This is a genomic window from Jannaschia halovivens, assembly GCF_046452375.1.
In the GTDB taxonomy this organism is placed as follows: Bacteria; Pseudomonadota; Alphaproteobacteria; order Rhodobacterales; family Rhodobacteraceae; genus Jannaschia; species Jannaschia halovivens.
Window position 1 is genome coordinate 30,307 of sequence record NZ_JBKFDJ010000001.1, and the last position, 17,107, is coordinate 47,413.

Sequence of the window (17,107 nt, forward strand, 5' to 3'; positions counted from 1 at the left end):
ATGGCGGCTGGACGCGGCGGGGGCAAGGTCGGGCGCGGCGCGGGCGGGAGGGCGACCCGGACCGAGTTGCGAGGGGGGCAGCCGCCCAGGCCCCCCCAGGCATCTTTTCGGAGCAAAGAGGGTGGGCGAGGCCTCAGGGCCCCTCGATGCCCCACTTGCGCTCGAGCCCCTCGATGGCGGCGATGCGCTCGTCGGTCTTCGGGTGGCTCATCAACCAGGCGGGCGCGCCGTTGCCCCCGAGGCCCGAGAGCTTTTCGAGCTTGGAGAAGAGCGCCTTTTGCGGCGCCGTCCCGATCCCGGCCTTGACGAGGAGCGCGCTGGCATAGGCGTCGGCCTCGTATTCGTCCTGCCGCGAGAGGCGGGCGGCCACCAGCGAGGCGACCGCGTTGGCGATCCAGATGCCGACGCCGGGAATGATGCGCCCGAGGACGCCCGCCAGCACGACGCGGATCGCATTCTGGCCCGAGAAATCGATCAGCCGCCGCCGGGCGTGGCCCAGCGCCACGTGCCCCAGTTCATGCGCGACGACCGAGGCCAGCTCGTCCGGCGTCACCGCGCCGGAATCGAGCTTTCGCAGGAAGCCGCGCGTCAGGAAGATGCGGCCATCGGGCGCGGCGAGGCCGTTCACCGGCTCGACCTCGTGGACGTTGACGCGGATGCGCTCGACCTCGAGGACCTTCGCCATGCGGGCGAGGACGGGCGCCAGCCGGGGATCGTCGAGCGGGGTCGAGGTCTGGTCCATCTGGCGCTTGAGACGCCAGGCCGAGAAGAGCCAGAGGACGAGGCCGTAACCGATCGCGAGGGCGAGGGCGGGGAGCTTGAGCATGATCCTCGATATGGGGGCTGGGCGCGCCGAAGGGAACCGTGCGGGCCCCCCGCGCGTCGAGACGGGCAGGGGAGGACCGACATGCCGGACTGGATGACCTATTTCGTGGACGCAGCCGTCCTCGTACCCGTGATGGTGCTGTTCGTGCGGCTGGCGGGGCTGCGCGCCTTCTCGAAGATGTCGAGCTACGACTTCGCGGTGACCGTGTCCTTCGGCTCGGTCCTGGCGGCGACCGTCGTCAATCCGGGTGTCACGCTGGGACAGGGCGTGCTGGCGATGGCGGCGCTTTTTGCGGTCCAATGGATCATAGGGTGGGTGCGTTCGCGCTGGGACGCGGTCGAGGACGTCGCCGACAACGATCCGGTCCTCCTGATGCGGGACGGCACGATCCTGCACGATGCGCTGCGGCGGACCCGCGTGACCGAGGGCGACCTGCGGGCGAAGCTGCGCGAGGCGAACGTGCTGGATTACGGAATGGTCCGCGCCGTCGTGCTGGAGGCGACGGGCGACGTGTCGGTCCTCCATGGCGAGACGCTGGACGATGGTCTGCTGGACGGGGTGCGCGGCACCGGATGAGCCGGGTGCTCAGCGGGTCAGCATCTTCATGCCCGCAGTCAGCCCCTCGAGGGTCATCGGCACCATACGGTCCTCGAAGATCTCGCGGATCATGCGCACCGAATGGGTGCCGTCCCAATGCGTGCGCGGCAGCGGGTTGATCCAGAGGTTCGAGGCCCATTGCGCGCGGGCACGGTCCAGCCAGACCTGCCCGGCTTCGGCGTTCCAATGCTCGTTGGCCCCGCCCGGATAGGCGATCTCGTAGGGCGACATTGACGCGTCGCCGACGAAGATCGCGCGGTAGTCGGGGCCGTAGGTGTTGAGCACGTCGCGCGTGGGTGTCACCGCGTCCCAGCGGCGGCGGTTGTCGGTCCAGACGCCTTCGTAGAGGCAGTTGTGGAAGTAGAAATGCTGGAGCGTCTTGAACTCGGCGCGGGCGGCCGAGAACAGCTCCTCCAAGACCTTCACATACGGGTTCATCGACCCGCCGATGTCGAGAAACAGGAGCACCTTGACCGCGTTGCGCCGCTCGGGCCGGGTCTGCACGTCGAGATAGCCGTTCCGAGCAGTGGCCCCGATCGTGCCGTCGAGGTCCAGCTCGTCCTCGGCGCCGTCGCGGGCCCAGTTCCTCAGCCGCTTGAGGGCGACCTTGATGTTGCGCGTGCCCAGCTCGACCCCGTCGTCGAGATTGCGGAACTCGCGCTTATCCCAGACCTTCACGGCGCGCCGGTGGCGGCTTTCGTCCTGCCCGATGCGGATGCCCTCGGGGTTGTAGCCGTAGGCGCCGAACGGCGAGGTTCCGGCGGTGCCGATCCATTTCGACCCGCCCTGGTGGCGGCCCTGCTGCTCCTTCAGGCGCTGCTTCAGGGTCTCCATCAGCTTGTCGAAGCCGCCCAGTGCCTCGATCTCGGCGCGCTCCTCGGGGGTGAGGTGCTTCTCGGCCTGCTTTTCCAGCCAGTCGGCGGGCAGGTCGACGGCGTTCAGGATGTCGGCGGCGGTGATGTCCTCGAGCCCGGCGAAGGTCGCCGAAAACGCGCGGTCGAACCGGTCGATATGACGCTCGTCCTTCACCAGCGCGCTGCGGGCGAGGTAATAGAAGCCTTCGGCGTCGTAGATCACCAGCTCGGCGGCCATCGCCTCGAGGAAGGTCAGATGCTCGCGGAGCGAGACGGGGACACCGGCCTCGCGGAGGGTCTGGAAGAAGCGCAGGAACATGGCGGCGGTTCTAGCGCGGCGGCCGGGCGGGGCCTAGAGCCGCGCGAGAATGATCAGCGCGATCAGGCCCAGGAGGCCGCCGATGATGGCCCAGACGGCGGCCCATTGGGCCATGTCGAAGCCCGAGCCGCGGCGGCGGCGGGCGGCGAGGGCGCCGAGGACGGCGCCGATGAGGGCTGTGAGGATCGGCAACATGGGGGCGGCTTACGCGCCCGGTGCCAGACCCGCAACCTCGGCCACGCGCAGGGCGAGGACGCGGTCGCCCCAGGCGTAGCGGCCCCAGGCGAGGCCTTCGCGGCGGATGCGCGCGGCGGCGGCGGACGCGCCCTGCATCTCGGCAGCCTCGGCCCGAAGCAGCAGGAGCGTCGCGAGAAGGGCCGCGTTCTGCGCGCCGTCTGCTGCGGGGATGGCGCGGTCGAGCACGGCGAGGGCCGCGTCCGGCTGGCCGGAGGAGAGCGCGAAGGCCCCGAGTTGCAGCGCGACCTGCGCCTCGTGGATGCCGTCGGCCCCACCCGCCGCATAGAGACTGCCGGCTTCGAGGAAGGACGCGATGGCGAGTTCGCCGTCGCGGCTGAGCGCGGCGCGCCCGAGGGCGAGATGCGAGAAGGCCAGCCGTTCGTCGCGCCAGCCGGCCGCGCGTGCCAGCGTCACCGCGTTCTGCGCATGGGCCAGGCGGCCGCGTTCGGAGCCGCGCGGGTCGAGCGCGCCGCGGATCGAGGCGATCCACTGGGGCGACGATTCGGGGACCGGCCCGCGATCGGCGACGCGGCCGCGCGGATTGATCCGGGCGAGGATGGCGGGCAGCCGGGCGGCGACGTCCGCCTGACTCATCCCCGAGCGGAGGTCGCGGTCATAGGTCGCGCGCAGCACGAGCATGTCGAAGCTGGTCAGCACGACGTGGGTGTTGTCGTCGTTGAAGACCGACCAGGGCATCCGGTAGAGATCGTTGAGCGGGCCGAGCGCCTGCGCGATCTCCTCGTGGAGGCAGTCGCGGATCTCCTGCGGGGAGACGTCGGCGGGCAGGAAGACGCTGGCGCGACGGCGGGTCTTGAGCGTGGTCCAGTCGGTCGCGGGGCCGAGCCGCTTGGAGAGGTAGTCCTTCCAGCCCGCGACGCGCGGCACCACGAAACAGGCCGCACCCGGCACGAAGCGCTGGAGCGTCTTGCGGGGCAGGGCGGAGACCGTGATCGAACCCATCTCGCCCTTGCTCGCGCGGCGGATGTCGATGCCGGCCTCGTTGCGCAGGCGCGCGATCAGGTCGTTGAGATCGGGGCCGAGCGTCGGCGGGGCCGCGCCCTCGACCGCGACGGTGATCGGGCCTTCGAAGCGGGTGAAGACCGGCAGCGCGCGCCCGGTCTCGAGCTGGAACGACAGCGCCATGATATCGCGCGCGAGCTGGCCGTTGGGCTGGACCGGGACGGCGATGCGCGGCGCGCCGGTGAAGCGTCGGGCGTCGGGCAGGGCGTCGGACATGGTCGCGACCGAGGCACGGGTGGCCTGTGGCCCGCCGGTCGGCGCGCAGGAGGCGACGGCCATCGCGGCGGCCAGGAGCGTGGCGCGGATCATCATGCGGCGGGCCGGTCGTAGCGGATGAAATCGGTGAGAGTGCCGATGCGGTCGTAGAGACGGCGCGCGGCGTGGTTGTGCGACTGCGTCAGCCAGTAGACGCGCGGCGTGCCGTGGGCGTCGGCATCGGCATAGACCGCCTCGATCAGGCGGCGGGCGACGCCGTGGCCGCGCGCCTCGGGCGCGGTGTAGAGATCCTGGAGATAGCACGTCCCCTCGGGGCGCCACATATGCGGATGGAACACCCAGTGGACCAACCCGACGGCGCGGTCCCCGGCCCAGGCGAGGCGGCCGCGAAAGCTGGCCGGATCGTCCGAGAGCAGACGGTCGAAGGCGGTGTCGTAGGTCGTGTCGGGCAGGGCGGTCCCGTAGAAGTCGAGATAGGCGCGCCACAACTGACCCCAGGCGTCACGGTCGCCCGTCGCCACGGGCCGGAGCCCGATCGTTTCCATATCCATCACTGCTCGTCCGCATCTGCGTGCTTTGCGTCGAGGCTAGGTGTCCAATGTGGCGGGAATGGGGCGCGGAGGCCGTCCGGCGGCGTCAGAACCGATAGGAGAGCCCGAGTGTTGCACTGCGGATCGGACCGTTCTCGACGGTGTAGGCCTGCGAGCCGGGCGCGCCCTGTCGATTGGCCCGGCGAAAGGACGGGATGTCGATTTGCATGACCTCGCCACGCAGCGACCAGCGCTCGGTCACGCGCTGCTCGAAGCCCACGCCCAGCGCGAGGCCCGAGCGGACCGTGTCGCTGCGATAGGCGTCGTTTTCGTCGAGGCGGCCGCCGTCGATATCGCCGCCAAGATTGGCGATCTGCGCCGCGCCCCAACCACCGCGCGCGTAGACGAGCGTGTCCCCCGTCGCATAGCCGATCCGTGCGGTCACATGGCCGGTCCAGTCCACTTCGAGCACGTCGATCGCCCCGTCGGCCCCGGAATTGGCGAGCCGCACCGTCGATCCGAGCGGAGCGGCGGCGATCGCGGCCCCGAGCCCGAACACGAATTGGCCCCGCTGCCAGTCCCAGCCGCCGCTGAGCTCGACCACCGGGCCGACATCGCCATGGGTGACGCGGTTGGCAGCGCGGTTGAGGTCGTAGGTGTTGCGCGTGCCGGTAATGTCGGCACCCCCCGACGCGACGCCGAACCCGATCCCGACATGGCCGCCGGACCAGATGTCCTGGGCCACGGCGATGCCGGAGGATGCAGAGACCAGGATCGCGGCGACGAGGGCGGCGCGGAGCGTGCGGAAATCGTTAGCCATCTGCCGCGAATGGCAGGGGGCGCGGCGCGGGGCAAGCGCGGGCGCGTCGATTGCATGACGGCCGCGACCCTGACGCCACGTCGAAGGGCCGGCAGGACGCGTTGTCCGGGCCGGTCGGTCTGGCGTCTCGCGTCGGGGGTCGTGAGGTGGGGTGGCGCCACCCCGGTTCGGGGGGACGGCCCCTCGCGTCACGGGACGCCGGTTGGGGCGCCCCGCCTGGGGTCGGGCCCGACCCCGCGCGAAGCGGAGCCGTCCTGTGAATGGGCGATGGTGTCAGCACCGCCCGGATGTCGCGACAGGTGGGGTTCTGGGCCCGAGCGGTTAACGGGTGGTGAATGGCGCGTGCGCCGGGTTCAGGCGTCGGGGGCCGCCGCGCGCAGGCGTCCCAGATGCTCGTCCCAACCCTTGTCGAGCGCGAGGGTCAGGTCGAACGCCTCCGCCCCCTGCGGCAGCCCCTCGTGGCGCAGCGTCAGGTTGGTGCCGCCAGGGACTTCGGTCAGGCGGAACCGCACGGTGCTCGTGGCGCCTTCCATCTGCTTGATCGAGAAGGTGTATTCCAGCCGCTCGAACGGATCGGCCACGAGGATTTCGCCCCACATCAGGCGGTCGCCGCTTTCGGTGCCGAACATCTCGTATGTGCCTTCGACGAGCGGAGATTTCGGCGCGTGAAACCAGACGGCGAGCTTTGCCGGCTCGGTCAGGTAAGCCCATACGCGGGCCGGTGTGGCGCGCAGATAGATGGATTTCTCGAGAACCGTATCGGTCATTGGACGTCCTTTTCGATTGCGGATTTGAGCCTGTCGAGACGGCTGTCCCAGAAGGCGTCGAAGACGCCGAACCAGTCGAACAGGGGCCGGAGCCCGTCCGCGTTGAGGGCGTTGCGGCGCGCGCGGCCCTCGGCCCGGACCGAGATCAGGTTGCCGTCCTCGAGGATCGTCAGGTGCTTCTTGACGGCGGCGCGGGTCATGTCGAACCGGTCGGCCACCTCGGCGATGGTCATGTCGTCGGTGGCCAGCATCCGCAGGATGCGGCGGCGCGTCGGATCGGCGAGCGCGCGGAACCCGGCCTGTTCGGACGCGGGGGCGGGCGGTCCGGCGGACAGGTCGGACCGGGGCGGGGGCTGGGTCATGTCGGCTCCTGAAGTGATACCGTCTGGTATCTCTTCATATGAAACCGATAGGTATCATGTCAACGGCATTCGCCGCCCCTAGCGCTGACCCCGCGCCATGAAGGCCAGTCGCTCGAAGAGATGGACGTCCGCCTCGTTCTTCAAAAGCGCGCCGTGCAGCCGGGGCAGGGCGTTGGTGCCGTCGGCGGCCAGATCTTCGGGCGAGAGATCCTCGGCGAGGATCAGCTTCAGCCAATCCAGAACTTCGGACGTGGACGGCTTCTTCTTCAGGCCCTGCTGGTCGCGGATCGCGTAGAACCGGGTCAGCGCGGCGGTCAGGAGTTGTGACTTGATGTCGGGGAAATGGACGCCGACGATCTTCCTGAGCGTCTCCATCTCGGGAAAGCGGATGTAGTGGAAGAAGCAGCGGCGCAGGAAGGCGTCGGGCAGCTCCTTCTCGTTGTTGGACGTGATGATGACGATGGGGCGATGGATGGCGCGGATCGTCTCGCCCGTCTCGTAGACATGGAACTCCATCCGGTCGAGCTCCTGCAACAGATCGTTCGGGAACTCGATATCCGCCTTGTCGATCTCGTCGATCAGCAAGACCACGCGCCGATCCGCCTCGAAGGCCTGCCAGAGCTTGCCCTTGCGGATGTAGTTGGCGACGTCATGAACCCGCGCCTCGCCGAGCTGGCTATCCCGGAGCCGCGAGACGGCGTCGTATTCATAGAGGCCCTGCTGCGCCTTGGTGGTCGATTTCACCGCCCATTCCAGCATCGGCACGCCGAGGCTCGCGGCGACCTGGCGGGCCAGCTCGGTCTTGCCCGTCCCCGGCTCGCCCTTGACCAGCAGCGGACGCTGCAAGGTGATCGCGGCGTTGACCGCGACCGTCAGGTCATCGGTCGCGACGTAGTCTTCGGTGCCTTCGAAACGCATGTCGGTCCCCGTGCCATTCGGTCCGCGCGCGACCCTATCAGCGCGGCGATGGGGCGCAACCGACCGGACCCGCGAAGGACGTGACAAGGCACGTGACGTGATGTAAGCGCCGTCCCACAGACCCCGGCCCGCCATCCAAGACGGACTGAAACCTGCAACGGGCCGGTGTGAGGGAGCCACCGAATGAAAGCCGAGACCTTTCTTCCGAACGACTACTCGCCCGCCGAGGACGAGCCTTTCATGAACGAGCGCCAGACGGAGTATTTCCGCCGCAAGCTGCAAGCCTGGAAGGCGGATCTGCTGGACGAGACCGAGCGCACCATCAGCGGCCTGCAAGGCGCGGCGCGCAACATCCCCGACATCGCCGATCGCGCCAGCGAGGAGACGGACCGCGCGCTCGAACTGCGCACCCGCGACCGCCAGCGCAAGCTGATCGCCAAGATCGATTCGGCCATGCGCCGCATCGACGAGGGCGAGTACGGCTATTGCGAGGTGACGGGCGATCCGATCTCGCTCAAGCGGCTGGATGCGCGGCCCATCGCGACCATGTCGCTCGAGGCGCAGGAGCGGCACGAGCGGCGCGAGAAGGTGCATCGCGACGACTGACGCGATGCGCCGATGCGCGATGTGGTCGGCCGTCCCGCGGTGACGGCCGACGTCACGATCCTCGGCGCGGGTATCGCCGGGCTGGCTGCCGCGATCGCCTGCGCGCGTCGCGGACATGCCGTCGAGGTTATCGAACAGGCCCCGGCCCTGCGGGAGGTGGGGGCGGGCCTGCAGATCGCACCCAACGGGGCCCGCGTGCTGGACGCGCTGGACGTCGACATCCCCCATATCGAATCCCGCACCGTCGCGTTGGTCGACGGCCCCACGGGGCGGCCCGTCCTGCGGATGCCGCTCGCCGCACCCTTCCGGCTGGTGCATCGCGCGGACCTGATCGCGGGCCTCGCGGCGGCGGCAAAGGACGCGGGCGTCACACTCCATCTCGGGCAACAGGTCCGGCGCGTCACCGAGGCGGGGCTGGAGACGGCGGCCGGGCTCCGGCCCTACGTGCGCCTGATCGGGGCCGACGGCGCGCGCGGCGCGTCCCGCGCCTTCGTGGCGCCGGACCATGCCGCCGGGCAGGGGCGGCGCTTCACCGGACAGGTCGCGTGGCGCGCGACGCTGCCGGTGACCGACTGGCCGCACGAAACGCGGGTCCAGATGGGGCCGGGGCGGCACCTCGTCCTCTACCCGCTGCGCGGTGGCGACCGTCTCAATATCGTGGGCGTCGAGGAGCGGGCCGACTGGACGCCCGAGGGCTGGGATATCGACGACGATCCCGACCATCTGCGCGCGGCCTTTTGCGGCTTCGCGGCACCGGTCCGCGCCCTTTTGGACCGGGTCGAGACGGTGAAGCTCTGGGGTCTGATGGATCACGGTGCGACGCCGCGCTGGACCCGGGGCCGCGTCACGCTGGTCGGTGACGCGGCGCACCCGACGCTGCCGTTCCTCGCGCAGGGCGCGAACCTCGCGCTGGAGGATGCCTGGACGCTCGCCGCCAGGCTGGATGATCCCGCGGCCTGGGAGGCGACGCGACGCACCCGCGTCGAACGAGCCCTCGCTGCTGCGCGCGGGAACGCGACGAACTATCACCTGAGCGGGATGCGTCGGGTCGTCGGGCACGGCGTGCTGCGCGTTCTCGACCGGGTGGCGCCGGGCGTGATGGCGCGGCGGTATGATTGGCTCTACGGGCATGACGTGACGAAGGGGTAGGGTGCGGGCTCGGACGGTCGTGACGAGGACCCGCAGGGCGGTCCCATAAGGCTGAACCCGCCGCCGGACGCCTTGTGCATCGACGATGGCGTATAGAACCGCAGATTTCTGCTTCGCAGAATTCGCGGGGCCTGGGGTCTTGTGGAGAAACCCGACAGTTTCGGCTCCGCCGAACCTGCGGGAGGATGGTGCTGTGAGAGAGGATTGAACTCTCGACCTCACCCTTACCAAGGGTGTGCTCTACCACTGAGCTACCACAGCATCCGGTGCGCGGATTAGACCGAACCGCGCGGCCCCGCAACCCCCTAGGCGCGGCTCTCTGGACCCCCGTGCCGCCACCCGCTATGTCGGCGCGAGGCAACAGGACCGCGCATGGCGAAGCGACCCCCCGAGACCCGCGAAGACCGGCTGAAGGCCGCGCTGAAGGCCAATATGGGTCGGCGCAAGGCGCAGGCGCGGGCCCGGGACGAGGAGGAGCCGCCGAAGAAGCCGGCCGAGCAGGAGAACGACAATGGATAGCATCATCGTCACGGGCGGTGGCCCGTTGAAGGGCGACATCCCGATCGCCGGCGCCAAGAATGCTTGCCTTACGCTGATGCCCGCGACGCTTCTGTCGGACGAGCCGCTGACGCTGACCAATGCGCCGCGCCTGTCGGATATCCGCACGATGTCGACGCTGCTCGAAAGCCTCGGGGCCGAAGTGTCGCCGCTCTCGGACGGGCTGGTTCTGGCGATGTCGTCCCATGCGCTGAACGGGGCGCGGGCCGATTACGATATCGTCCGCAAGATGCGCGCCTCGATCCTCGTCCTCGGCCCGCTTCTGGCGCGGCTGGGCGAGGCGGTCGTCTCGCTGCCGGGCGGCTGCGCCATCGGGGCGCGGCCCGTCGATCTTCATCTCAAGGCGCTCGAAGCGCTGGGGGCCGACCTGGACCTGCGCGACGGCTACGTCCACGCCAAGGCGCCGTCGGGCGGGCTGCGCGGCGGGGATGTCGAGTTTCCCTTCGTCTCGGTGGGTGCGACCGAGAACGCGCTGATGGCCGCGACGCTGGCACGGGGCACGACCCGCTTGAAGAACGCCGCGCAAGAGCCTGAGATCGTTGATCTTGCCGATTGCCTTCGAGCCATGGGCGCGCAGATCTCGGGCGACGGCACCGACACGATCGAGATCCAGGGCGTCGACCGGATGCACGGCGCGACGCACCGGGTCGTGACCGATCGGATCGAACTCGGCACCTACATGCTGGCCCCGCTGATCGCGGGCGGCGAGGTGACGTGCCTCGGCGGGCGGCGCGATCTGCTCTCCGCCTTCTGCGACAAGATCGAGGCGGCGGGCGGGTCGGTGACCGAGAGCCCCGAGGGCCTGACCGTGACGCGCGCGAACGGGCCCATCCAGGCGGTCGATGTCGAGACCGAACCCTTCCCCGGCTTTCCGACCGACCTGCAGGCGCAGATGATGGCGCTTCTCTGCACCGCCGAAGGCACCAGCATGCTGGAGGAGAAGATCTTCGAGAACCGCTTCATGCACGCCCCCGAATTGATCCGCATGGGCGCTCAGATCGACGTCCATGGCGGAACGGCGACGGTCACGGGCGTCGAGCGGCTGCGCGGCGCGCAGGTGATGGCGACCGATCTGCGCGCCTCGGTGTCGCTGATCCTCGCCGGGCTCGCCGCCGAGGGGGAGACGCGGGTCGGCCGGGTTTATCACCTCGACCGCGGCTACGAGCATGTCGTCCGCAAGCTTTCGGCCGTCGGCGCCAAGATCGAACGGGTGCGCGACGATGAGTGACGCGCGCTTCCACGATGCCGACGGCGCACCGCTGCGCCTCTGGGCGACCGATCCCGAGGATCTGCAGATCGTCGCGGCGCTGTGTCAGGACGCGGTCCTGCCCGCCTCGGAGATGCGCTGGTCACGGGAGGCGCGGACGCTCGACCTTCTTCTGAACCGCTTTCGGTGGGAGCATGGGGCGCGAACGCCTGAACGGGTGCGTTGCGTGCTGCGTGCGACCGATGTGCGAAACGTACGCGGGCAAGGGGTCGTGCCGGGCGATGCGGATACGATCCTGTCGCTCCTGACCGTGGAATGGGTGCCGGGCCCCGATGCCGACGGTGCGTTGCGGCTGACCTTTGCGGGCGACGGCGTGATCGAAGCGGCCTGCGACTGCCTCGACGTGACGCTGTCCGACGTCACGCGGCCCTATGCCGCGCCGTCGGGCCGGACGCCCAGCCACGACGCATGACGACGGTCCGACCGCTCGGATTGGCGGACGGACCAGCTTGGGCCGCGCTGTTCCGCGAGGCGACGCGCACCCATCCTGCGGCCTTCATCACGACGGCGACCGAGGCCGCGGCGCTGAGCGAAGATGCGATCGCGGCCCGGATGGACGGCGATCTGCTGGGCGCCTTCGACGGCACCGATCTCATCGGGTTCGGCAGTCTCGTTCGCACAGAACGCCCAAGCCTGCGCCACCGTGCGGAACTGGGGCCGCTCTATGCCACGTCACGCCATCACGGGACGGGTGCGGGGCAGGCGTTGATGGACGCGCTCGTGGCCCACGCTCACGGGCATGACGTCGCATGGCTCGACCTCTGGGTGGCCGAGAACAATGCCCGCGCGCGCGCCTTCTACCGACGGAACGGGTTCTCCGACGTCGCCCGCAGACCGGACGCGGTGCGGGGTGCGGATGGACCGGAGACCGACATCCTGATGACGCGCTGTCTTGAGGCCGGGGCGGGGCGGGGCTAGAGGGCGACATGCCCCAGTTCCTCGATACGACCGACGCAGACTTCGACGCCCGCTTCGCCGCGCTCCTGACCATGAAGCGCGAGGATGCGCCCGACGTGGATGACGCGGTCGCGGCGATCATCGCGGATGTCCGCGCGCGGGGCGACGCGGCGGTGCTGGAGCTGACGGCGCGGTTCGACCGGCTGGAGCTGACGGCGGACCGGATGCACGTGTCGGAGGCCGAGATCGACGCCGCCGTGGCCGAAGTCTCGCCCGAGGATCGCGCGGCGCTCGAACTGGCGGCAGCGCGGATCGAGGCCTACCACGCACGCCAGAGGCCCGCGGATGACAGCTGGACCGACGAGACCGGCGCGACGCTCGGCTGGCGCTGGGGGCCGGTCGACGCGGCGGGGCTGTACGTGCCCGGCGGTCTCGCCTCCTACCCGTCGAGCGTTCTGATGAATGCGGTGCCGGCGCGGGTGGCCGGCGTGGGCCGGCTGGTGATGTGCGTGCCGAGCCCGGACGGCGTGCTGAACCCGCTGGTCCTCTTGGCGGCGCGGCTTTCGGGCGTCGATGAGGTCTACCGGATCGGCGGCGCGCAGGCGGTGGCGGCCATGGCCTACGGCACGGCGACGATCCCACCGGTCGACAAGATCACGGGGCCGGGCAACGCCTATGTCGCGGCCGCCAAGCGGCGCGTCTTCGGGCGCGTCGGGATCGACATGATCGCGGGACCGTCCGAGATCCTGGTGATCGCGGATGGCGAGAACGATCCGGACTGGATCGCGGTCGACCTGCTCAGCCAGGCCGAGCATGACGAGAGTGCGCAGTCGATCCTGATCACGGACGACGCGGGCTTCGGACGGGCGGTCGCGGCGGCGGTCGAGGCCCGGCTGGAGACGTTGGAGCGGCGGGCGATCGCGGGTGCGTCCTGGCGCGATTTCGGGGCGGTGGTGACCGTGCGCAATCTGGACGAGGCCGCGGTGCTGTCGAACCGGATCGCGCCGGAGCATCTGGAACTGGCGGTGGCGGATCCCGACGCGTTGGCGGCGCGGATCACCCACGCGGGCGCGATCTTCCTCGGGACGTGGACGCCCGAGGCCGTCGGCGACTATATCGGCGGGCCGAACCACGTGCTGCCGACGGCGCGATCGGCGCGCTTCTCGTCGGGGCTGTCGGTGATGGATTTCCTCAAGCGGACGACGCTGGCGCGCATGACGCCAGAGAGTTTGCGCGCGGTCGGTCCGGCGGCGGTTCGATTGGCGCGGTCGGAAAGCCTCGAGGCGCACGGTCTATCGGTGCAGGCGCGGTTGGACCGGTTGAACCGGGAATAGTGGACTGGGATCAAGTTTACCCTAGATGCCTGCCTTAATTCGAGCCACAGGTTGGTAAAAGACTAGTTCCGATCGTCCGAAAGTGCCGTGAAGCGGGCGATCATGGCGTCCGGCATCTGGCTTGAACGGCGGCTCTCCATGTCGACATGGAGCAAGAGTTGATCGCATTCCGCGAGGATCTCGCCGCCGCGTTGCATGGAATGGACAAGTTTCAGCTTCTTGCCCTCTGCCTGTTCGATCCGCGTCGTCACGGCGATCGCATCGCCGATCCGCGTCTCGGCCCGGTAGCGGATCGTGGTCTCGACCGTGAAGAAGGACCAGCCGTCGCCCGGGGCGGGCATGGCATCGGCGGCCGCGAGGACCGCGTCGGCGGCATCCGAAAAGATCTGACCGTAGCGGCCTTCGTTTATGTGATCGTTCCAGTCGCCCCAGGTGACCGGCACGATCCGGGCGACGGTGACCGGGAAGGTCGGGGCAGGGAGGCGTGCATCGTGTGCCCCGAGGACCGCGCCCGCGCCCTGATCCCGGCGGCGCAGACCGCGCAGGATCGACACCAGCGCGTCGTCGCGGACCCGTTCCAGCGCGCGGTGGTCGAGATGGCCGGATTGCGCGTCGGATTGCGCCGCGATCTTCGCGACCAGCGCGTCGTCGAGATCGGGGACGTCCATCAGCTTGGTCCAGGGCCATTTGAGCGCGGGCCCGAACTGCGCGAGGAAATGCGCCATCCCCGCCGGGCCCCCCGCGATGCGGTAGGTTTCGAAAAGGCCCATCTGCGCCCAGCGGAGGCCGAAGCCCATGCGGATCGCCTCGTCGATCTGGGCGGTCGTGGCGACGTCGTCGCGCACCAGCCACAGGGCCTCGCGCCAGACCGCCTCCAGCAGGCGGTCGGCGATATGGGCATCGATCTCGGCCCCGATCTCGAGGGGGTACATCCCGATCTCGCGCAGGATCGCGGCGGCGGGCGCCGTGTCGTCGCCGACGAGCTCGACCAGGGGCAGCAGGTAGACCGGGTTGAAGGGGTGCGCGACGATGGCGCGTGCGCCGATCGCGTTCAGGTCCGAGGGTTTGAAGCCCGAGGTGGAGGAGGCGACGATGCCGGTGGCGTGGGCGCAGGCCTCGCCCAGCACGGCGTGCTTGAGGTCGAGGCGTTCGGGCACGCTCTCCTGCACCCAGAGGGCCCCGTCGACGGCCTCGGCCAGGGTGGGGCGGAATGTCAGCCGTCCCTCAGGCGGCAGGCTCCGGTCGTGGAGCATCGGGAGCGCGCGGCGAGCCCCGACGAGCACCTCGTCCAGCGCGGCCGCCGCGCCCGCGCCGGGGTCGAACACGTCAACGTCCCAGCCGTCCAGGAGGAAGCGCGCGGCCCAGCCGCCGCCGATCACGCCGCCGCCGAGGATGGCGGCCTTCTTCCTCTGGCCGGAAATACCTCGGGGGTCCGGGGGCTGGCCCCCGGCCCGGTCGGACGGGCCGCTCATGCCGGGTCCCGGCGCGTCAGGCCGAGCCGGGCGCGTACCTCGTCCGGCCCGAGGATGCGCGCGCCCATGCGGGTTACGATCTCGACCGCGCGGGTCACCAGTTGCGCGTTGGTCGCCAGTACGCCGCGATCGAGCATCAGGTTGTCCTCCAGCCCGACGCGCACGTGGCCCCCGGCGAGGACGGCCGCCGCGGCGTAGGCCATCTGGTCGCGCCCAAGCGAGAAGGCGGACCATGTCCAGCCATCCGGCACCGCGTTCACCATTGCCATTAGCGTATTGAGGTCATTCGGCGCCCCCCAGGGCACCCCCATGCAGAGCTGGACGAGGGCAGGCGTGTCGAGCACGCCTTCGCGCGCCAGTTCGGCGGCGAGCCAGAGATGGCCGGTGTCGAAGCATTCCACCTCGGGTCGCACACCCAGCTCGCGCATGCCCGTGGCCATCGCGCGCAGCATGCCGGGCGTGTTGGTCATGACGTAATCGGCCTCGGCGAAGTTCATCGTGCCGCAATCGAGGGTGCAGATCTCGGGACGGCATTCGGCGATATGGGCCAGCCGGGCCTCGGCCCCGATCATGTCGGTCCCGTCCCGGAGTGGCAGCGGCGCGTCGGGCGGGCCGAAGATCAGGTCGCCGCCCATGCCGGCCGTGAGGTTCAGGACGACATCCGCATCCGACGCGCGCACTCGTTCCACCACCGCGCGGTAGAGCGCGGGGTCGCGCGCCGGGGCGCCGGTCTCGGGGTCGCGGACATGGACATGGGCGATGGCGGCCCCCGCGCGGGAGGCGGCGATGCAGTCGTCGGCGATGGCCTCGGGCGTGCGGGGGACGTGGGGGCTGCGGTCCTGCGTGGCCCCCGATCCGGTCACGGCGCAGGTCACGAAGACCTCTCGGTTCATCTGTAGCGGCATGGGCTCTCCTGATCTCAGGGGGGACGGTCGCGGCCCGATCGCGACGCGTCTCGCCCACGCGCGACAGGATGGCATGGCGCGGCGGCGCGGGCTGCGGTAATGGCGGTTTCATGACGAACCGCATCGCCAATATCCGCATCGACGACGCCAATCTGCCGACCCCCACGCCCGAGATCGAGCAGGAGCGGGCGGTGGCGATCTTCGACCTTCTGGAAGCGAATTCCTTCGCGTTGTCCGCCGAGGACGCGCCCGCCGGGCCTTATGACCTGGCGCTGGCGATCCGCGAGCGGCGGCTGGTCTTCGCGCTGGCCGCGGGCGACGGGGCGGCCGGCGAGTTCCATCTGGCGCTGGGCCCGTTCCGTCAGGTCGTGAAGGATTATTGGCAGATCTGCGAAGCCTATTTCGACGCGGTCAAGAAGCTGCCGCCCAGCCAGATCGAGGCGATCGACATGGCGCGGCGCGGCATCCACGACGAGGGCGCGCGGGTCCTGCAGGAGCGGCTGGAGGGCAAGGCCGAGATCGACAAGGACACGGCGCGACGGCTCTTTACCCTGATCTGCGTGCTGCATTTCGGCAAATGAGCCGCGCGGGCACATATGGTGCGGGGGCGCGCGCGTGAGCCTGCCGCAATCGGTCCTTTTCTGCTGCGACCACAATGCCGTGCGCTCGCCCATGGCCGAGGGGCTGATGAAGAAGATGCACGGGCACGAGATCTACGTGCAATCGGCAGGCGTGAAGAACGACCTCGAGATCGACGGCTTCACCATCTCGGTCTGCGAGGAGATCGGGGTCGAGCTGTCGCGCCACCGGACGCGCAGCTTCGACGAGATGCGCGAATGGGGCGACGACCTCGAGGGGTTCGACCTGATTGTGGCGCTGTCGCCTGCGTCGCAGCGCATGGCGCAGGAATTGGCCCGCCACGCGCATATCGAGGTCGAGTACTGGCCGATCATGGACCCGACGGGCCTGGGCGAGGGACGCGAGGCGAAACTCGCCAGCTACCGCCAGACCCGCGACCAGATCGTGGACCGCCTCCAGGGGCGCTTCGGCGGCACCGTCTGAGGCCCGTGGCTCTTTCTGTCTTGAACATCCGGGCCGTTCCGCCCATCTAGCGGCATCCCGCCGCGAGCCCCGTGGCGACACCACAGGAGACAGCATGGCCAAGGAAGAACTTCTCGAATTCCCCGGCGTCGTGAAGGAACTCCTGCCGAACGCGACATTCCGGGTCGAACTCGAGAACGGCCATGAGATCATCGCGCATACGGCAGGCAAGATGCGGAAGAACCGTATCCGGGTTCTGGCCGGCGACAAGGTGCAGGTCGAGATGACGCCCTACGACCTGACCAAGGGTCGCATCAACTATCGCTTCAAATAGCGCCGCCGCCGCCGCGAAGGTGGCCGGCTCGGCCGACCGCGTCGCGGCGTTCGATACAGATGGGTGGAGGATTCTGAC

At 69.7% G+C, this 17,107-nt stretch carries 22 protein-coding genes and 1 tRNA gene; 11 read left to right on the plus strand and 12 right to left on the minus strand.

Features of this window, described 5'->3' with window-relative positions; all coding sequences use genetic code 11:
• Nucleotides 1-133 precede the first annotated feature (133 nt).
• Nucleotides 134-826, minus strand: a complete 693-nt coding sequence (locus ACK8OR_RS00140; RefSeq protein WP_410187466.1) for a M48 family metallopeptidase — start codon at nt 824-826, stop codon at nt 134-136.
• A gap of 81 nt (nt 827-907) precedes the next feature.
• Here ACK8OR_RS00140 and ACK8OR_RS00145 point away from each other — a divergent pair, with 81 nt between their 5' ends.
• On the plus strand, nt 908-1,402 hold the full coding sequence (locus ACK8OR_RS00145; protein WP_410187467.1) for a DUF421 domain-containing protein: 495 nt from the start codon (nt 908-910) through the stop codon (nt 1,400-1,402).
• A 9-nt stretch (nt 1,403-1,411) separates the two neighbouring features.
• On the opposite strand, the gene ACK8OR_RS00150 is transcribed toward ACK8OR_RS00145, so the two are convergent.
• The 8 genes from ACK8OR_RS00150 to ACK8OR_RS00185 form a co-directional block, all read right to left on the minus strand.
• Complete coding sequence (locus ACK8OR_RS00150; RefSeq protein ID WP_410187468.1) at nt 1,412-2,596, minus strand: vWA domain-containing protein; 1,185 nt, start codon at nt 2,594-2,596, stop codon at nt 1,412-1,414.
• Between the two features lie 33 nt (nt 2,597-2,629).
• Nucleotides 2,630-2,791 carry a hypothetical protein gene (locus ACK8OR_RS00155; protein ID WP_410187469.1) on the minus strand — a complete coding sequence of 54 codons (162 nt, stop codon included), beginning with the start codon at nt 2,789-2,791 and terminating at the stop codon, nt 2,630-2,632.
• Between the two features lie 9 nt (nt 2,792-2,800).
• A complete protein-coding gene (locus ACK8OR_RS00160; protein WP_410187470.1) occupies nt 2,801-4,165 on the minus strand; it encodes a DUF2927 domain-containing protein in 1,365 nt (454 codons plus the stop codon).
• Nucleotides 4,162-4,620 carry a GNAT family N-acetyltransferase gene (locus ACK8OR_RS00165; protein WP_410187471.1) on the minus strand — a complete coding sequence of 153 codons (459 nt, stop codon included), beginning with the start codon at nt 4,618-4,620 and terminating at the stop codon, nt 4,162-4,164. The genes ACK8OR_RS00160 and ACK8OR_RS00165 overlap by 4 nt, the downstream gene beginning before the upstream one ends.
• A gap of 85 nt (nt 4,621-4,705) precedes the next feature.
• A complete protein-coding gene (locus ACK8OR_RS00170) occupies nt 4,706-5,419 on the minus strand; it encodes an outer membrane protein (RefSeq protein WP_410187472.1) in 714 nt (237 codons plus the stop codon).
• A 353-nt stretch (nt 5,420-5,772) separates the two neighbouring features.
• Nucleotides 5,773-6,186, minus strand: coding sequence for an SRPBCC family protein (locus tag ACK8OR_RS00175; RefSeq protein WP_410187473.1), 414 nt, complete (start codon nt 6,184-6,186; stop codon nt 5,773-5,775).
• Nucleotides 6,183-6,548 carry an ArsR/SmtB family transcription factor gene (locus ACK8OR_RS00180; RefSeq protein WP_410187474.1) on the minus strand — a complete coding sequence of 122 codons (366 nt, stop codon included), beginning with the start codon at nt 6,546-6,548 and terminating at the stop codon, nt 6,183-6,185. The genes ACK8OR_RS00175 and ACK8OR_RS00180 overlap by 4 nt, the downstream gene beginning before the upstream one ends.
• Before the next feature lie 78 nt (nt 6,549-6,626).
• Nucleotides 6,627-7,466 carry an AAA family ATPase gene (locus ACK8OR_RS00185; protein ID WP_410187475.1) on the minus strand — a complete coding sequence of 280 codons (840 nt, stop codon included), beginning with the start codon at nt 7,464-7,466 and terminating at the stop codon, nt 6,627-6,629.
• A gap of 183 nt (nt 7,467-7,649) precedes the next feature.
• Between ACK8OR_RS00185 and dksA the strand changes: the two genes are divergently transcribed.
• Both dksA and ACK8OR_RS00195 read left to right on the plus strand, forming a co-directional pair.
• Nucleotides 7,650-8,072, plus strand: a complete 423-nt coding sequence (gene dksA, locus ACK8OR_RS00190; protein ID WP_298430775.1) for an RNA polymerase-binding protein DksA — start codon at nt 7,650-7,652, stop codon at nt 8,070-8,072.
• A 12-nt stretch (nt 8,073-8,084) separates the two neighbouring features.
• Entirely contained in the window at nt 8,085-9,221 is a 1,137-nt protein-coding gene (locus tag ACK8OR_RS00195) for an FAD-dependent monooxygenase (protein ID WP_410187476.1), read from the plus strand.
• A 186-nt stretch (nt 9,222-9,407) separates the two neighbouring features.
• Here ACK8OR_RS00195 and ACK8OR_RS00200 read toward each other — a convergent pair.
• Nucleotides 9,408-9,482: transfer RNA gene (locus tag ACK8OR_RS00200), tRNA-Thr, on the minus strand.
• A 111-nt stretch (nt 9,483-9,593) separates the two neighbouring features.
• Between ACK8OR_RS00200 and ACK8OR_RS00205 the strand changes: the two genes are divergently transcribed.
• The 5 genes from ACK8OR_RS00205 to hisD are packed head-to-tail and all read left to right on the plus strand — an operon-like array spanning nt 9,594 to nt 13,277.
• Complete coding sequence (locus ACK8OR_RS00205; RefSeq protein WP_298430779.1) at nt 9,594-9,740, plus strand: hypothetical protein; 147 nt, start codon at nt 9,594-9,596, stop codon at nt 9,738-9,740.
• On the plus strand, nt 9,733-11,007 hold the full coding sequence (gene murA, locus ACK8OR_RS00210; protein ID WP_410187477.1) for a UDP-N-acetylglucosamine 1-carboxyvinyltransferase: 1,275 nt from the start codon (nt 9,733-9,735) through the stop codon (nt 11,005-11,007). The genes ACK8OR_RS00205 and murA overlap by 8 nt, the downstream gene beginning before the upstream one ends.
• Nucleotides 11,000-11,458, plus strand: coding sequence for a DUF2948 family protein (locus ACK8OR_RS00215; protein WP_410187478.1), 459 nt, complete (start codon nt 11,000-11,002; stop codon nt 11,456-11,458). Before murA ends, ACK8OR_RS00215 begins: the two co-directional genes overlap by 8 nt.
• On the plus strand, nt 11,455-11,964 hold the full coding sequence (locus ACK8OR_RS00220; protein ID WP_410187479.1) for a GNAT family N-acetyltransferase: 510 nt from the start codon (nt 11,455-11,457) through the stop codon (nt 11,962-11,964). Before ACK8OR_RS00215 ends, ACK8OR_RS00220 begins: the two co-directional genes overlap by 4 nt.
• Nucleotides 11,965-11,972: 8 nt before the next feature.
• Nucleotides 11,973-13,277, plus strand: coding sequence for a histidinol dehydrogenase (gene hisD, locus ACK8OR_RS00225; RefSeq protein ID WP_410187480.1), 1,305 nt, complete (start codon nt 11,973-11,975; stop codon nt 13,275-13,277).
• Nucleotides 13,278-13,339: 62 nt separating this feature from the next.
• Here hisD and ACK8OR_RS00230 read toward each other — a convergent pair whose 3' ends face one another.
• The gene (locus ACK8OR_RS00230; RefSeq protein ID WP_410187481.1) at nt 13,340-14,749 is read right to left on the minus strand and encodes a 3-hydroxyacyl-CoA dehydrogenase NAD-binding domain-containing protein; all 1,410 of its coding nucleotides are present in this window, start codon (nt 14,747-14,749) and stop codon (nt 13,340-13,342) included.
• Nucleotides 14,746-15,654 carry a beta-keto acid cleavage family enzyme gene (locus ACK8OR_RS00235; protein ID WP_410187482.1) on the minus strand — a complete coding sequence of 303 codons (909 nt, stop codon included), beginning with the start codon at nt 15,652-15,654 and terminating at the stop codon, nt 14,746-14,748. Before ACK8OR_RS00235 ends, ACK8OR_RS00230 begins: the two co-directional genes overlap by 4 nt.
• 110 nt (nt 15,655-15,764) lie before the next feature.
• On the opposite strand from ACK8OR_RS00235, the gene ACK8OR_RS00240 reads away from it, so the two are divergent.
• The 3 genes from ACK8OR_RS00240 (at nt 15,765) to infA (ending at nt 17,029) form a co-directional block, all read left to right on the plus strand.
• Entirely contained in the window at nt 15,765-16,235 is a 471-nt protein-coding gene (locus ACK8OR_RS00240; protein WP_410187483.1) for a UPF0262 family protein, read from the plus strand.
• 34 nt (nt 16,236-16,269) lie between these two features.
• Complete coding sequence (locus ACK8OR_RS00245) at nt 16,270-16,716, plus strand: arsenate-mycothiol transferase ArsC (RefSeq protein WP_410187484.1); 447 nt, start codon at nt 16,270-16,272, stop codon at nt 16,714-16,716.
• A 94-nt stretch (nt 16,717-16,810) separates the two neighbouring features.
• Nucleotides 16,811-17,029: a translation initiation factor IF-1 gene (gene infA / locus ACK8OR_RS00250; RefSeq protein ID WP_007205486.1), complete on the plus strand. Its 219-nt coding sequence runs from the start codon at nt 16,811-16,813 to the stop codon at nt 17,027-17,029.
• Nucleotides 17,030-17,107: the final 78 nt, after the last annotated feature.

Bases quoted from the DNA above. Each gene is read 5' to 3' on its own strand.
- ACK8OR_RS00140 (WP_410187466.1), bottom strand. From the start codon at position 826: ATGCTCAAGCTCCCCGCCCTCGCCCTCGCGATCGGTTACGGCCTCGTC.
- ACK8OR_RS00145 (WP_410187467.1), top strand. From the start codon at position 908: ATGCCGGACTGGATGACCTATTTCGTGGACGCAGCCGTCCTCGTACCC.
- ACK8OR_RS00150 (WP_410187468.1), bottom strand. From the start codon at position 2,596: ATGTTCCTGCGCTTCTTCCAGACCCTCCGCGAGGCCGGTGTCCCCGTC.
- ACK8OR_RS00155 (WP_410187469.1), bottom strand. From the start codon at position 2,791: ATGTTGCCGATCCTCACAGCCCTCATCGGCGCCGTCCTCGGCGCCCTC.
- ACK8OR_RS00160 (WP_410187470.1), bottom strand. From the start codon at position 4,165: ATGATGATCCGCGCCACGCTCCTGGCCGCCGCGATGGCCGTCGCCTCC.
- ACK8OR_RS00165 (WP_410187471.1), bottom strand. From the start codon at position 4,620: ATGGATATGGAAACGATCGGGCTCCGGCCCGTGGCGACGGGCGACCGT.
- ACK8OR_RS00170 (WP_410187472.1), bottom strand. From the start codon at position 5,419: ATGGCTAACGATTTCCGCACGCTCCGCGCCGCCCTCGTCGCCGCGATC.
- ACK8OR_RS00175 (WP_410187473.1), bottom strand. From the start codon at position 6,186: ATGACCGATACGGTTCTCGAGAAATCCATCTATCTGCGCGCCACACCG.
- ACK8OR_RS00180 (WP_410187474.1), bottom strand. From the start codon at position 6,548: ATGACCCAGCCCCCGCCCCGGTCCGACCTGTCCGCCGGACCGCCCGCC.
- ACK8OR_RS00185 (WP_410187475.1), bottom strand. From the start codon at position 7,466: ATGCGTTTCGAAGGCACCGAAGACTACGTCGCGACCGATGACCTGACG.
- dksA (WP_298430775.1), top strand. From the start codon at position 7,650: ATGAAAGCCGAGACCTTTCTTCCGAACGACTACTCGCCCGCCGAGGAC.
- ACK8OR_RS00195 (WP_410187476.1), top strand. From the start codon at position 8,085: ATGCGCGATGTGGTCGGCCGTCCCGCGGTGACGGCCGACGTCACGATC.
- ACK8OR_RS00205 (WP_298430779.1), top strand. From the start codon at position 9,594: ATGGCGAAGCGACCCCCCGAGACCCGCGAAGACCGGCTGAAGGCCGCG.
- murA (WP_410187477.1), top strand. From the start codon at position 9,733: ATGGATAGCATCATCGTCACGGGCGGTGGCCCGTTGAAGGGCGACATC.
- ACK8OR_RS00215 (WP_410187478.1), top strand. From the start codon at position 11,000: ATGAGTGACGCGCGCTTCCACGATGCCGACGGCGCACCGCTGCGCCTC.
- ACK8OR_RS00220 (WP_410187479.1), top strand. From the start codon at position 11,455: ATGACGACGGTCCGACCGCTCGGATTGGCGGACGGACCAGCTTGGGCC.
- hisD (WP_410187480.1), top strand. From the start codon at position 11,973: ATGCCCCAGTTCCTCGATACGACCGACGCAGACTTCGACGCCCGCTTC.
- ACK8OR_RS00230 (WP_410187481.1), bottom strand. From the start codon at position 14,749: ATGAGCGGCCCGTCCGACCGGGCCGGGGGCCAGCCCCCGGACCCCCGA.
- ACK8OR_RS00235 (WP_410187482.1), bottom strand. From the start codon at position 15,654: ATGCCGCTACAGATGAACCGAGAGGTCTTCGTGACCTGCGCCGTGACC.
- ACK8OR_RS00240 (WP_410187483.1), top strand. From the start codon at position 15,765: ATGACGAACCGCATCGCCAATATCCGCATCGACGACGCCAATCTGCCG.
- infA (WP_007205486.1), top strand. From the start codon at position 16,811: ATGGCCAAGGAAGAACTTCTCGAATTCCCCGGCGTCGTGAAGGAACTC.